Source organism: Bradyrhizobium sp. 2S1 (genome assembly GCF_011516625.5).
GTDB lineage: Bacteria > Pseudomonadota > Alphaproteobacteria > Rhizobiales > Xanthobacteraceae > Bradyrhizobium > Bradyrhizobium septentrionale.
The window spans coordinates 95,583-110,363 of the sequence record NZ_CP147719.1 but is presented as its reverse complement, the minus strand read 5'-3'; the positions used below and the strand labels follow the sequence as shown (position 1 = coordinate 110,363).

General features: G+C 61.5%; 8 protein-coding genes. 5 read left to right on the top strand and 3 right to left on the bottom strand.

The window, feature by feature from the left end:
* Both HAP54_RS51650 and HAP54_RS51645 read right to left on the bottom strand, forming a co-directional pair.
* Positions 1 to 6,498 (bottom strand): non-ribosomal peptide synthetase, encoded by a 6,498-nt coding sequence (locus HAP54_RS51650; protein WP_224497203.1) that lies wholly within the window; start codon positions 6,496 to 6,498, stop codon positions 1 to 3.
* 1,716 nt (positions 6,499 to 8,214) lie between these two features.
* On the bottom strand, positions 8,215 to 8,379 hold the full coding sequence (locus HAP54_RS51645; protein ID WP_166308974.1) for a hypothetical protein: 165 nt from the start codon (positions 8,377 to 8,379) through the stop codon (positions 8,215 to 8,217).
* A gap of 59 nt (positions 8,380 to 8,438) precedes the next feature.
* Here HAP54_RS51645 and HAP54_RS51640 point away from each other — a divergent pair, with 59 nt between their 5' ends.
* The 3 genes from HAP54_RS51640 to HAP54_RS51630 all read left to right on the top strand — a co-directional run bounded on the left by HAP54_RS51640 (position 8,439) and on the right by HAP54_RS51630 (position 12,128).
* On the top strand, positions 8,439 to 8,645 hold the full coding sequence (locus tag HAP54_RS51640; RefSeq protein ID WP_166217193.1) for a hypothetical protein: 207 nt from the start codon (positions 8,439 to 8,441) through the stop codon (positions 8,643 to 8,645).
* A 210-nt stretch (positions 8,646 to 8,855) separates the two neighbouring features.
* Complete coding sequence (locus HAP54_RS51635; protein WP_166105935.1) at positions 8,856 to 9,941, top strand: HlyD family secretion protein; 1,086 nt, start codon at positions 8,856 to 8,858, stop codon at positions 9,939 to 9,941.
* A 30-nt stretch (positions 9,942 to 9,971) separates the two neighbouring features.
* A complete protein-coding gene (locus tag HAP54_RS51630; protein ID WP_166308969.1) occupies positions 9,972 to 12,128 on the top strand; it encodes a peptidase domain-containing ABC transporter in 2,157 nt (718 codons plus the stop codon).
* Positions 12,129 to 12,918: 790 nt separating this feature from the next.
* Here HAP54_RS51630 and HAP54_RS51625 read toward each other — a convergent pair.
* Complete coding sequence (locus tag HAP54_RS51625; protein WP_166308966.1) at positions 12,919 to 13,983, bottom strand: IS630 family transposase; 1,065 nt, start codon at positions 13,981 to 13,983, stop codon at positions 12,919 to 12,921.
* A gap of 68 nt (positions 13,984 to 14,051) precedes the next feature.
* Here HAP54_RS51625 and HAP54_RS52755 point away from each other — a divergent pair, with 68 nt between their 5' ends.
* The gene (locus HAP54_RS52755; RefSeq protein WP_029085231.1) at positions 14,052 to 14,399 is read left to right on the top strand and encodes a transposase; all 348 of its coding nucleotides are present in this window, start codon (positions 14,052 to 14,054) and stop codon (positions 14,397 to 14,399) included.
* Positions 14,396 to 14,740 carry an IS66 family insertion sequence element accessory protein TnpB gene (gene tnpB / locus HAP54_RS51615; RefSeq protein ID WP_165125830.1) on the top strand — a complete coding sequence of 115 codons (345 nt, stop codon included), beginning with the start codon at positions 14,396 to 14,398 and terminating at the stop codon, positions 14,738 to 14,740. Before HAP54_RS52755 ends, tnpB begins: the two co-directional genes overlap by 4 nt.
* Positions 14,741 to 14,781: the final 41 nt, after the last annotated feature.

The window sequence follows — 14,781 nt, the reverse complement described above, 5'->3', positions numbered from 1 at the left end:
CTACGCACCCAGCGAGAGCAGCTTCTGAAGCTCGTCACGCTCAAATGCTCGTTCGAGCAAAGTAATAGAAATTTCGCGAGCGAGGGCAGCCAGTATCGGTTTTGCGAACACCGTCATCAGCGGCAGTTCGACCCCAACCGCTTGTGACAGCCGGCTCGACATCTGTACTGCCAACAGCGAGTGGCCGCCCAGTTCGAAGAAGTGATCGTGGCGCCCGATGCGCTCCACACCGAGAAGCTCGGCCCAGATTGTTGCCAGCGCCGTCTCGATCTCGCCCTGCGGCGGCGCGTAGGCGCGATGCGCATACGCCTCCTCGCCCGGGGCCGGCAGCGCGTTCCGATCGACCTTGCCGTTCACCGTCAGCGGCAGCCCCGCCAGCCGCACGAACGCAGACGGCACCATGTAGTCCGGCAGCCGCGCACTCAAGTGTGCGCGCAAACCCCCGGCAAGATCAGATTCCTCAGCTTCGGGGGCGACGACATACGCAACGAGCCGCTGCTCGCCGCGGCCATCCTCGCGCGCCACCACCACCGCATCACCCACCGCCGGATGCTCGAGGAGCCGCGCCGCGATCTCGCCCGGCTCGATCCGGAAGCCGCGGATCTTCACCTGCTCGTCGTTGCGCCCCAAAAACTCCAGATTGCCGTCCGCCAGGTAGCGTGCCAGGTCGCCGGTCCGGTACAGCCGGTCGCCGTCCACAAAGGGGCTGGCGATGAACCGCTCCGCCGTCAGCTCAGGGCGGTTCAGGTAGCCCCGCGCCACCCCCGCACCGCCAATGCAGAGCTCGCCCACCGCCCCGAACGGCACCGGCTCCCCATGATCGTCCAGCAGATAGATCCGAAGATCGGGAATGCGCCTTCCGATCTGACTGCCCGAATCGGTGGTGTCAGACTGATCAAGAGACCGATAGGTGACATGCACGGTCGTTTCCGTAATACCGTACATGTTGATCAATTGTGGTGCACGATCTGAATGCCTTGCATACCACGGCTTCAGAATCGATGGCTCCAGAGCCTCTCCACCCAAAATAACGTAGCGAAGGCGGTTTCGAGCACCGCGCTGACGCTCCAGATCCACAAGAGCTTTAAAAGCCGAAGGGGTCTGATTCAGAACTGTAACGCCGGACTTGCAGATGAGATCATCGAAGTCAGGAGCAGAGCGAGCGGTGTCGCTCGGCACAAGAATCAAACGACCGCCATAACGCAGTGCGCCCCACAACTCCCACACCGAGAAGTCGAACGAGAAGGAATGGAACAGGCACCATACGTCCTGTTCAGTGAACCCATACCATTCCTGCGTCGCCTCGAACAAACGAACGATCTGAGCATGCTCGACCATGACGCCCTTGGGCGTACCGGTGGATCCCGAGGTGTAGATCACGTAGGCGAGATGGCGGGAGGTGAGGCCGAGCGCGCGCGTATCCGGATCCGATTCCGGCAGGCTGGCCCAGGCCGGTGCCGCCGCATCGAGCTCCAGCACGCTCGCATCGAGGCCCACATCGCCCAAGGCGGCGCGGCCCGCCGCATCGGTCAGCAGCAGCCGCGGCGCCGCATCCTCCAGCACCTGGCGCAACCGCGCCGACGGATAGGCCGGGTCCAGCGGCACATACGCCCCGCCGGCCTTCAGGATCGCCAAAAGCCCCACCACCATCAGCGGACTGCGCGCAACGCAGATTGCCACCGGCTGATCCGGCTTCACCCCGAGGGCGATCAGATGATGCGCCAGCTGGTTGGCGTGCGCATTGAGCGCGCCATAGCTTACGCGCTGGTCCTGATAGACCAGCGCCACCGCCTCCGGCGCCTTGCGCACCTGCGCCTCGAACAGCTCCTGGATGCACTTGTCCGCAGGATACGGTGCCGCCGTCCGGTTCAGCTCCTCCAGCAGATAGGTACGCTCGTCCGCTGGCAGGATGTCCAGCTCCCGCACCGGCGTGTCCGGCGCCCGCTCCAGCGCCTCTGCCAGCTGCTCGAGCGCCCGCTGCATGTAGCCGCAGATCCGATCCGCCGAGATAGGCTCCGCCACCTGCGCCGTCAGCCCGAGCGCCTCGCCAAAATCCTCCACTGACAAGGTCAGCGGATAATTGGTGCGCTCCTCCCCGCCCAGCCATTCCACGCCCACCAGACTGTCATCGGTTGCGGTGGCGACCGCCGCGGTGTTGTGGCGGTAGTTCAACAACGCGCTGAACAGCGGCGCCGGCGCCGCAATGGCACTGCAGCGCTGCGCCAGCGCCAGCGAGGCATGCTCATGTGCCAGCAGCTCGGCCAGCCGGGCATGCGTGGTTCGCACGCTCGCCTCGACCGCAGTCCCATCAAGATCAAGCCGCAGCGGCAGGGTGTTGATGAACAGCCCCATGGCGCGGTCGGCGCCGGCGTTGCCCTGCAGGCGGCCGAACAGCACCGTGCCGAACACCACCTGCTCGCGGCCGCTGCTGCGCGCCACCACCTGCCCCCACGCCAGATGGCACAGGCTTGCCAGACTGACGCCCAGCCGCCGCGCCTGTTCCCGCAGCCGCGCATGGAGCGCCGGCGGCAACAACCGATGCGCCTCACGAACCCCGCCGCCGTCGCCGCGCACCTCGCTCAAGCCGAACGGCGTGGTCGGCTCGTCGATGTCGGCCAGCAGCTCCCGGAAGAACGCTTCGTCCGCCTCGGCATCACCGCGTAGATGCACCTGCGCCACCAGATTGCGGAACGGCTGCGGCGCCGGCAGCTCATGCTGGCGCCCCTCCAGCTCGGCCCGGACCTCAGCATGCATCACGTCCAGCGTGGTGTGATCCCCGATCAGATGATGCTGCAGCTCCAGCAGCAGCCAGCGCGCGCTGCCGGGCTCGCGCGCAATCACAAACCGCAGCAGTGGCGCCCGGCCAAGCTCGATGCGGTGCCGGCGCGGATCAAACCGCTCCCTCAGCTGCTCGGCGCCAGCACCATGAGCGCCATCCAGCTCGACCTCGGTCACCTCCAGTTGCGCCTTCCGCCACACCACCTGGGCCGGCTGCGACAGCCCCTCCCAGACAAACGAGGTGCGCAGGATGTCATGCCGATCCACCACCCGCTGGACCGCGGCAAGATAGCGCTCGAGCAGCCCACGCTCGGCAAACGCCATCTGCGATACCAGCAGGTATGGATCGCCCTTTGCCGCCAGCAGATGATGGAACAGGATGCCGTCCTGCAGCGGCGACAGGCCGTAAATGTCCTGGATGTTGCCAACCCCGCCGGGCACCGTGGCGATGATCCGGTCGATCTCGTCCTGTGCCAGCTCGATCAGCGGCAGCATCTGTGGCGTGATCGCCGCACTCCGTTCGGTGATCAGGTTGGCCGGGACCGCCACCTCCTGATGGTGGCCGAGGCTTGCGGCCAGATCCGCCAGCACCGGCTGGGCGAACAGGGTGCGCACTTCGATGCCCAGCGACCGCCGCCGCAGAAGCTCCATCAACTGTACCGCCAACAGCGAGTGGCCGCCCAGTTCGAAGAAGTGATCGTGGCGCCCGATGCGCTCCACACCGAGAAGCTCGGCCCAGATCGTTGCCAGCGCCGTCTCGATCTCGCCCTGCGGCGGCGCGTAGGCGCGATGCGCATACGCCTCCTCGCCCGGGGCCGGCAGCGCGTTCCGATCGACCTTGCCGTTCACCGTCAGCGGCAGCCCCGCCAGCCGCACGAACGCAGACGGCACCATGTAGTCCGGCAGCCGCGCACTCAAGTGTGCGCGCAAACCCCCGGCAAGATCAGATTCCTCAGCTTCGGGGGCGACGACATACGCAACGAGCCGCTGCTCGCCGCGGCCATCCTCGCGCGCCACCACCACCGCATCACCCACCGCCGGATGCTCGAGGAGCCGCGCCGCGATCTCGCCCGGCTCGATCCGGAAGCCGCGGATCTTCACCTGCTCGTCGTTGCGCCCCAAAAACTCCAGATTGCCGTCCGCCAGGTAGCGTGCCAGGTCGCCGGTCCGGTACAGCCGGTCGCCGTCCACAAAGGGGCTGGCGATGAACCGCTCCGCCGTCAGCTCAGGGCGGTTCAGGTAGCCCCGCGCCACCCCCGCACCGCCAATGCAGAGCTCGCCCACCGCCCCGAACGGCACCGGCTCCCCATGATCGTCCAGCAGATAGATCCGCGTGTTCGCGATCGGACGGCCGATCGGGACAACGGCCTCATCAAACTCAGCCGGACAACTCCACGCTGTCACGTCGATCGCAGCTTCCGTCGGACCGTAGAGATTGTGCAGGCCCGTCCGGGGCAATACGCGCCGAACCCTATGCACACTGGCGGCAGGGAGCGCCTCGCCGCTGCATAAAACACGCCGCAGCGACCTGCAGCGGTCAACACTCTTCGCATCCATAAAACTGACCAGCATGGATGGCACGAAGTGAATCGTCGTGATGCGCTGGCTGATGATCAAGTCGACCAATGCGTCGGGATCTCTGTGCGCGCCGGGCGGCGCCAGCACCAGGGTTGCCCCTTCAAGCAAGGTCCAGAAGAACTCCCAGGCCGAGACATCGAAGCTAAATGGCGTCTTCTGCAACACGACATCAGTTGCGTTGAGACCATAGGCATTTTGCATCCACATCAGGCGATTGACGATAGCCCGATGCTCGTTCTGGGCCCCTTTAGGCGTACCGGTGGATCCCGAGGTGTAGATCACGTAGGCGAGATGGCGGGAGGTGAGGCCGAGCGCGCGCGTATCCGGATCCGATTCCGGCAGGCTGGCCCAGGCCGGTGCCGCCGCATCGAGCTCCAGCACGCTCGCATCGAGGCCCACATCGCCCAAGGCGGCGCGGCCCGCCGCATCGGTCAGCAGCAGCCGCGGCGCCGCATCCTCCAGCACCTGGCGCAACCGCGCCGACGGATAGGCCGGGTCCAGCGGCACATACGCCCCGCCGGCCTTCAGGATCGCCAAAAGCCCCACCACCATCAGCGGACTGCGCGCAACGCAGATTGCCACCGGCTGATCCGGCTTCACCCCGAGGGCGATCAGATGATGCGCCAGCTGGTTGGCGTGCGCATTGAGCGCGCCATAGCTTACGCGCTGGTCCTGATAGACCAGCGCCACCGCCTCCGGCGCCTTGCGCACCTGCGCCTCGAACAGCTCCTGGATGCACTTGTCCGCAGGATACGGTGCCGCCGTCCGGTTCAGCTCCTCCAGCAGATAGGTGCGCTCGGCGGCCGACAGCAGCTCAATCCGCCCGACCTCTTGCTGCGCATCGGCAGCCATCGCCCGCAGCAGCGCCAGCAGATAATCCCGCTGCCGCTCGATCGTCGTCTGATCAAACAGCGCGGTGGCATAAGCCAGCGTTCCGGCGATCTCCTCACCCTGCTCGCCAAGGCTCAGCTCCAGATCGAACTTGACCTGATCAATCTCTTCCCCGGCAGCTTCCACACTCAGCCCCGGCAGGTCCAATGACCCAACCGCATTGTTCTCCCAGGCCAGCATCACCTGGAACAACGGCGTATGATCAAGAGCCCGCGGCGGCTGCACGATCTCCACCACCTGCTCGAACGGCAGCTCCTGGTGCTCCTGCGCTCCCAACGCCGTGCGCCGCGTCCGCTCCAACAGCTCCGACACGCTCGGCTCGCCCGACAGGTCCAGCCGGAGCGCCAGGGTGTTGACGAAGAAGCCGATCAGCTCTTCGATCTCGCGGTGCCCCCGATTGGCACTCGGCACCCCGATCACAAGATCGTCCTGTCCCGACAGACGCGACAGCACCGCAGCCCACCCCGCCAGCACGGTCATGAACAATGTCGTGCCATGCTGCCGGCTCAGCCGCTTCAGCCCCCGCGTCAGATCCGCATCAATGATGATCGGGACCGTCGCCCCGGCAAACGACTGTTGCGCCGGCCGCGGCCGGTCCGTCGGCAGCGCCAGACGGGCCGGCGCGCCGGACAGATTGCTGCGCCAATACTGCGCCTGGCGCTGCAGCCGTTCCCCCGACAGCCACTGCCGTTGCCAGGCAGCATAGTCCGGATACTGGATCGCAAGCGGCGGCAGCGGATCGTCCTGCCCAGCCGCGAATGCCCGGTACAGCTGAGTGAGCTCGCCCACCAACACGCCCAGCGACCAGCCGTCCGAGACGATGTGGTGCTGGGTCAGCAGCAACACGTGCGCCTCGTCCGACAGCCGGATCAGCCGGCCGCGGATCAGCGGGCCCCGCGCCAGATCAAACGGCGTGCGCGCCTCCTGCTGGCACAGCTGCGACAGCGCGGCGTCCGCATCCAGCCTGCCCCGCAGATCGTGCTCCACGACCGGCAGCCCCGCCTCCTCCGGCAGAAGCTCAACCCGGAGCTTGCCTTCCGAGGTGACAAAGACGCTGCGCAGCGCCTCATGCCGCGCAAACAAACGGTCCAGGCTGCGTTGCCAGGCGCTGCGGTCGAGCCCACCCTTCAGCCGCCACGCCGGCCGAATGTGATACTGCGTGCTGCCCTGATCCAGCTGCGCCAAAAACCACAGCCGCTGCTGCGCAAACGATGGTGCTAGCGCGGTTTCGCGCCCGACCTTTCGTATCAACGTAGCTTTTCGGCTGCTACTCCGGTTTCTCTCCTTGGCGAGGACTAGAAGCTTGCTCAAGCCTTCTACATCCAGATTTTCCAAACTGCCCCTAACAATATCTGTCATTTCTACGCGCCCAGCGAGAACAGCTTCTGAAGCTCGTCACGCTCGAATGCTCGTTCGAGCAAAGTAATAGAAATTTCGTTGGCCGCTTTCCTCACCTCGACCTCGAACAGCTCTTGAATGCACTTGTTCGAAGGATAAGGCACCCGGTCCCTTGATCATGGTCGTGAGGGATCACTCGCGCATCTCAAGCAACCGACGTGCCAATGGCGCTCTGCGGGCTTTTCTTAAAGAAACAACGCACCTATCGCTGCGTTGACTGAATACTGCCGTCTTACTGTCGGGCCTGGGACAGCGACGTCTTGGACCAGACACGGCCCAACACAAAGCACGCACCGTCAATGGCGAGGATCGCCGAGAAGACTAATTGCTTGAGGATCACCCTTGCTGGTCAGAATGCCTCACAAGGATTTTCGTCATCGAGTGAGAACATCAAGAGATAGGCACCACGCTCGGTGCTGCCAATCCTACAAGGACGCGGAGAAAGCATGCTTTCCAGGTTCACGGGGCCGGATGCCGAAGGACCGCCAGTGTTCAAGCAGACGAGCGGCGCAGCGAAGTTCTGCTGGTGGAGATGGACGCATGCGGTAGCGCCCACTAGGTCGTGATCCGCGGTGACGGTGACCCATGTTCGCCGCTGAGGTGACGGGCCCGCCCACGGCAAGCGGGTTGTGCCAGATGGTCCGGCGCCGACCCTCAAGCATGGGGGCTCATTACGGGTGAGTTGGCACGGTCCTTGACTGTTGGTCCTTGCTGGCCGACAGCTGACGACCAGCACCACCGACTTGTCACTTCGATGGAGACAATAATGACTGACATGTCCGCGTACGGTGTAAGCAGCTTAGCTCCTCAAGAAGCAGCCGCAACGTCGGGAGGTTCGTTCTCTCGCGAACAGGCTGAGAAACTGCTTTTGCGTGGCCAGCATCCCCCCTTGGTGGAAGCCACTTTCGCCCGGGATTCGATTCTAAAACCAAAACGGTGAAGTGGACGAGCAGAGCGGAACACTTAGTTGGAAAGTGACGACTTCAGACGCCGGCACAGTGTTTGCTAAATTGCCGTAGGCATGATCAGCGCGTCGGCGTTGTCTATCATGTCCACGGCCCTGGCCGCCGGCATCCGTTCGCGTGCGCGAACCGTGCGCTTGGTCAAGGGCGGTCGTTGCTGGGTGATCCAACTCGCGACCCGCCCTTGGCGGCATTGTCCTTCAGCCTACGAAGTGTTGACGAGGCGCGACATAGTATCAGCCAAGCACTCGAGTTTTACAACGGCCGACGCCCTCATTCGAATGGTAGACGGGGTATGATGACGACCAAGACGAGACGCAGATCGACCCTACACTGAACGCAAAGATCGCGCTGGAGACGGCGCGGGAGGCAATGACGACCGAAGTGGCCCTGCGCCCGGAAGTAGCAACTGCTGAACCGGGGCCGTGCTTTTCACGCGGGCTTCGGCGAGAGATCGAGAGCGTCAACTCAACAACACTGTTGATTTAGATCGACTGCCTACCAAGTTCCGGCGGCGCATCGAGGACACATCTAGTACGGCGTTCAAAGCCGACGGTCACGCTATCTCGGATGCAGGATATCTCATGTCTCGTACTCCTCCATCATCCTAGAAGCTATTTAGGAACCGGTTCTCCAGGGTGAAGTCGGCCACGAACTCCTTCAGCGGCGAACAACCTGCATTGTCGCGCGTCAGACATGGCGATGCTCCTTCGAGCAGCATGGAAAAGATTTCCGCTTTCTCAGAGCAGTTGGCACGATTCTTGATGTCCATCTGCTTGCGAGTCGGCGGCGCTGACGCGCATCGTTTATCGACAACAGAAAGAAGCAATCATGGAAAAACGAGCAACGATGAAAATCGACCTGCTAGCCTACGGCGTAACCGAATTATCCCCAGAAGAAGCAGCGGCAACTTTGGGAGGCTCGTTCTGGAAGGTCTTCGATAGGGTCGTTCAAACAGTGGTTAACGTTGCGACAGTGGTGGTCGGTGCAATAATTGGAGTTGGAATGATTCGCGGGCGCGGTGGTCGCCATCCTTAATGAGATGGCCAAAGCCTTATCACCGCAATCAGAGCGCGGCGCTGGTCGGTGCACCACTTAAGCAGCGACCAGCCCCACTCGATCAGAGTTTCAATGGAGGCAGCCAATCGTCGATAGGAATATACGTCTGCAATGACCAATATCCTGCTCCCTCCTGAAATGATCAACTTCACTGCAGAGAGCATCCTGTCGCGAGAAACAGGACGATCTTTGGCGATCTATAAGATCATCGTGTCTTCGGTCGCTGCGGCGTTGCTGTCGCTGCCAGTCATAACCGTCACGCTGTCAGTTCAAAGTGCTGGTGCGATTCGTCCTACCGTCGAGAAGACTCCTGTGATCGCGCCCACCTCCGGGCGCATCTCACGTGTACTCGCAGTTGAGAACGATATTGTTGCAGAAGGCGGAGAAATCCTCGCCCTTGACGATAAGGGCATTCAAGAGAAGATCAGTGTGCTCTCTGGCGAAATTCGTGCGAAGAACGATCGCACCACTGATCTTCAGACCATGATCTCTTTCGGTGCGCAGGCGGACGCGCCCATCCCCCTGCGGACCGAGTCCGCCAGGGCCGAGTGGCTGCATTTTCTCAACTTGTTGCGGGAGAACCGATATGCCCGCAGGAATGCCGCCGCAGAACTCGAACGTGCTCAGCGTCTCGTCTCGGTTGCTGCCGCGCCCGCGAAGTCAATTGAGGAAAAGGCTTTCGCTCTCCAGAGCCTTGAGGCGAGAGGCGAGATCCTCGCCCGGAGCAAATCCGCCGAATGGAACCAGCAGCTCTTCGACACTAATCTGCGCCTGAGAGAACTAACAGCCAACTTGCATCAGCTTGAGAACGAACGTGATCTGACTATCATCCGTGCCCCCGTGTCAGGGGCTATCGAGCAATTCGCCGGCCTTATGCCCGGAAGCTACGTCCAGGCGGGGCAAACTGTCGGCTGGATCTCGCCCGACCGCGAACTGGTGGCAGAAATCTACGTTTCGTCCAAAGACATCGGTTTCGTAAGGCCGGGCCAGCCGGTGCGGCTCCAGGTCGATGCTTTCAACTACAATCAATGGGGTATGATCGACGCGACAGTGCTAGACGTGGCGCAGGACTTCACCCTGCGTGACAAGAACCCTGTGTTCAAGGTCCGCTGCGCGCTCTCCCGAAATTATCTTGAGCTCACAAACGGGATAATCGGTCATTTGAAGAAGGGCATGACCGTGCGCGGCCGCTTTCTCGTGGCGAAGCGCACACTCCTGCAACTACTCTACAACGAGATCGATGATTGGCTTAACCCGCTCCTGTCACCTCGTTAGTTAAATTTTCTAAGGGGCCAGTGGGCCGCCATGTCGAGTCGAATCCCCAAGTTCAAGCAGCGCGACATCACGGATTGCGGGGTTGCTAGTCTTGCTTCCGTGGGCGCCTTCTATGGCTGCAAGTTGCCACTGTCGCTGATCCGTCAGTTTGCCTCGGCCGACCGCTCCGGGACCAGCGTGTCGGGTCTCCTCCAAGCGGCTCAAAAGCTCGGTTTCATTGCGAAGGGCGTCAAAGGTGGCTTCGACAGCTTGCACAAGATTCCCAAGCCCGCCATCGCGCATGTGGTGGTAAAGGAGGTCCTGCACCACTTCGTAGTCGTTCAAGCGATCGACCGGAGGTGGGTCACCATCATGGACCCAGCGTATGGAGAGATCCGCAAGCTGTCTCACGAGGAATTCAAGACGCAATGGACTGGTGTCCTGTTGCTCATGGTCCCGGCAGACAACTTCAAGCGCCGCGACGAGACCACCTCCCCCCTTCTCCGCTTTGCCCGACTGGTTGCGCCCCACCAAGCCGCACTAACGCAGGCCCTCGTCGGCGCACTGATAACGACCCTCCTCGGCCTCTCGACGACCATCTACATCCAAAAGATTGTCGATCATGTTATCACAGCAGGAAACCGCAATTTGCTCAATCTCATGAGCGTCGTGATGCTGCTGATCCTTGTGCCGCAGACCCTGATCAATTTCCTGCGAAACCGGCTCGTCCTGCAAACGGGGCAAAAGATCGATCTCCACTTGATCCTAGGCTACTACAATCACGTCCTAAGCCTGCCCCAGAAGTTTTTTGATGGCATGCGTACAGGAGAAATCATCTCCCGCATGAACGACGCGGTCAAGATCCGAAGCTTTCTGAACGACGTCTCGATCACCTTATTTGTTGATGTGCTGGTGATCCTGTTCTCCTTTGGGCTGATGTTCGTCTACTCATGGAAAATCGCTTTGGTAGTGGCGGGCTCCGTCCCAGTATACCTCTTAGTTTATTGGACCATGAACCGGCTGAATAGCAAGCGCGAGCGCGCAATTATGGAGAATGCGGCAGATCTGGAGGCGCAGGTGGTAGAATCACTCGGAGCCATCTCCACGATCAGAGCTTTCGGAATAGAGAGCTATGCCGGCCTGAAGTTTGAGACTCGCTTTGTTAAGACCCTGCACTCCATCTACAGGTCCGGCCTCATCTCAATCGTCGGAGACAATGCATCGATCTTCCTCTCGACCCTTTTTACCATCGTGCTGATGTGGTTCGGTGCAACGCTCGCCCTCGATCAGACCATTACACCCGGCGAGTTACTGTCCTGCTATGCGCTGCTCGGCCATATCACCGGCCCGGTTACAAGCCTAATTCACGCCAACAGGATTGTTCAGGATGCCATTATCGCGGCGGATCGCCTGTTCGAGATATTCGACCTTGATCCAGCAGGCAGCGGCGGCATTAATGCCACCACGTCGGACGTTGGCGATATTCATCTGGAGAACGTCACGTTCCGCCATGGCGCCCAGCCGGAGCTTTTCAAGGATTTCAGCGTCAGCTTCCGGCGAGGGGAGATCACGGCTGTGGTCGGAGAAAGCGGCTCGGGCAAGAGTTCGCTTGCTGCCTTGCTGCAAAATGTGTACCCGCTTGAGGGTGGACGCATCCGCATCGGCTCCTATAACCTCCAAGACTTCTCGGCTGAATCCCTGCGCAAGATTGTTGCCGCGGTACCGCAATCCGTGGACGTGTTCTCGGCCTCAGTCATCGAGAACATCGCGCTTGGCGAGTTCGAACCGAACACCGGGAAGATAGTGCACATCTGCGAACAAATCGGTCTGCGTGACGTGATCGAGCGCTGGCCAGGTGGCTACCAGGCCTATCTGGGCGAGAACGGCGTACGCCCTTCGGGCGGAGAGAAGCAGCGCCTAGCGTTGGCTCGAGCTTTGTACCGCGATCCAGAGGTCTTAATCCTCGACGAGGCGACCGCCTCTCTCGACTCCGTCGCCGAGGCATTTGTCATACGGGCGATTGAGGAACTGCGTCTGGCCGGCAAGATCATCGTGGTTATCTCTCATCGACTCAACACGATTTGCGGAGCCGATAAGATCGTCGTGTTGGATAAGGGACGTGTTGTTGCGGAGGGAAGGCATGCTGATCTGCTGACGGCTGAAGGCGCTTACGCTCGCTTGTGGCGGGCGCAGACCGGATTCAGTTAAGCGCTCGTGGATTACCCTGGCGGCAGCAACGTCAGCAGCTAATCCTTGAACACGGGATCTCACGGATCGACTCCGCGCCGCCCTGCCATCGAATGAATTTTTGAGCTCGGCGACCGGCAGGTTGGTCTCCAGGTCGAAATCGCGCCCAGTATTGCCGGCGCCGAGCGATATTCGACCCAGTCGCCCGGTTCGAGGATGTGCGGAAGGCAAAGCAGGATGCCGAGCCATGGATGGTCCATTGATCTACCCGGCCAGGCGCTTCATCTCGGCGGCCGCGGCCAAGGCTTCCTCCCACGCCTTCGAAAAAGCTTTCGCAATCCTTCGCCTCCACCCCGCGCATCGCGCTCTCGATTCGCGCAAGCGTCTGCGTTAGCGTCGGGGCCTGTGAACCGTAAGAGCAGGTCGCGAATATCCTCAGGATGCGTCATGCGCCCGCCTGAGGGGCGAAACGAAGGCGATCAATCCGATTGTAGTTGATCACCGCCGGGTCGGCGCCGATCACCGGAAGTCGGCTGACTACGTAATGCACGACCTTGTCCATTCCCAGCTCCTGTTTCAGCGGATGTTGTAGGTCGCGCCGATCAACCGTTGCGAAGTTTCGGCAGCCGAAAATATCTTCCTTCGATCTAGCGGCTCCATGGCGGGCATTCTGAACTGGTCGCCCCGCAGCTCGTAAGCGGCAAAGAAACCCCGTCTGGCGGAGTGGTAAGCGATCGGCTATCGGCTGCTGAGTTTGTGAGCCGATGTGAGCTTCTATGTCTGCGCCTAGTTCTGGAACTAGTACCCAGAATCAGAGCTGAGTGATACGGCGGCCTTTGAAACGGCGTTGACGGACCTTTTTCTTGGTCCAGACGAAGGGCTCGGCTCTGTCGTTGTATGCGTTGACGTAGGCATCGATGTGCTCCTGAAGCTGCGTGAGGCTTGTGAAGGAGGTGCCGCTGAGCGACTGCCCCTGCAAGATCGAAAACCATACCTCGACCTGATTGAGCCAAGACGCACTTGTCGGCGTGAAATGAAATTGCACGTTGGGGGGGGCCTTGAGCCAATGCTCGTTCTTCTTGTGGGTGTTGAGGTTGTCGAGGATGACGTGAAGCTTCCGGTTCGGAAAAGCCGCGGTGACGCTGTTCATGAAGTCGAGAAACTCGACGCGGCGTCGGCGTTTTGAATGCGCCGCGATGATCTTTCCGGTGGCGACTTCGAGCGCCGCAAACAATGTTGTGGTGCCATGCCGCTTGTAATCGTGGCTCTGGCCGGTCAAGGCGCGGCCATTGGGCAACTTCAGATAACCCTGCGCTCGCTCCAAAGCCTGGATCGAGGGCTTCTCGTCCACGCACAGCACAATGGCCTTCGCGGGCGGGGCGACATAGAGGCCGACAACATCGGCGGCTTTGGCCGTAAAGTTCGGGTCGTTGCTCTCACACCAGGACTTACGAGCCGCGAGGTCAATCTTGTGGCTGCGCAGGAACCGCCAGACATATTGGACGTCAACATCGCCCAGCGCCCCGGCCAGCAGGGGCCCGGTCCAGCGTGCGAACCCGTCCGGCGGCGGCTTGTCCAGCAGCTTCAGAATCCGCTTGTCGGTGGCCTTCGTATAGATTGGCTGCTTGCCCGGTCGCGGCTTGTCTTGCAGCCCTTCAAGGCCTTGGTCGGCATAGCGATGCCGCCAAAGGCTGACAATCCGCGGCTGGACCCCAACTTCCTTGGCGATCGACCGAGTGCTGCGTCCATCCGCCGCCAACAGAACTATCCGCGCCCGCTTCAAATCGCGCTGCAACGTCACCGGGGAGCGGCAACACGCCTCAAGCACCTTGCGATCTTTCCTCGAAAGGTGGACTTCTCTTGCTTCGGGTATCATCCCGACCTTGAATCACGACTCACGCTTTAAGAACAGTAGGTACTAGTTCTGGAACTAGAACCTTCCATATGATCGAAGCGGTCGCCGACCGTCTTGAGGGAGCGCCGCGGCAGCTTCGCCGACGCTGGTCGGACGAGTTCAAGGCGCAAATTGTGACAGAGGCGCTGGAGCCTGGCGCGAGCGTCTCGGCGATCGCCCGCCGGATCGGCATTCACCCGTCGCAGCTGTTCGCTTGGCGCCGTGATGCTCGGGCCGAGCGGCATTATCGCTCGCGGCACTCGAGTTGCGAGGGCGTGGTGGCGTCTGTGGCAGGCACAGTGATTGAGATTGCCATTGGCGAGGTCGTCGTGCGTGCCGGCGTGGACGTCGACGAGGCGCACTTGCAGCGAGTGATCCGGGCGGTGCGTTCGGCATGATTCCCTCGGGCGTGAAGGTGTTCCTCGCCAGCCATCCAGTCGACTTCCGCAAGGGTATCGATGGCCTGGTTGCGCTTGTGCGCGATGCGGGCTCAGATCCGTTCGACGGTGCGCTTTATGTCTTCCGGGCCAAAAGAGCCGACAGAATAAAGATCGTATGGTGGGATGGCTCCGGCGTGTGCCTCTATTTAAAACGTCTCGAAAAGGCGAAGTTCTGCTGGCCGCGGATCGGGCATCATCGGGTGCAGATGAATCCTGCGCAGTTGATGGCACTGGTGGATGGAATGGACTGGAAGCGGGTCCGGACCGTGGCGGTCAAGCCGCCGGAGATTGTTGGGTAAAAGCGCTGCGGCGAAGTGAATCAGTGAGCTGAAAAGGCAAG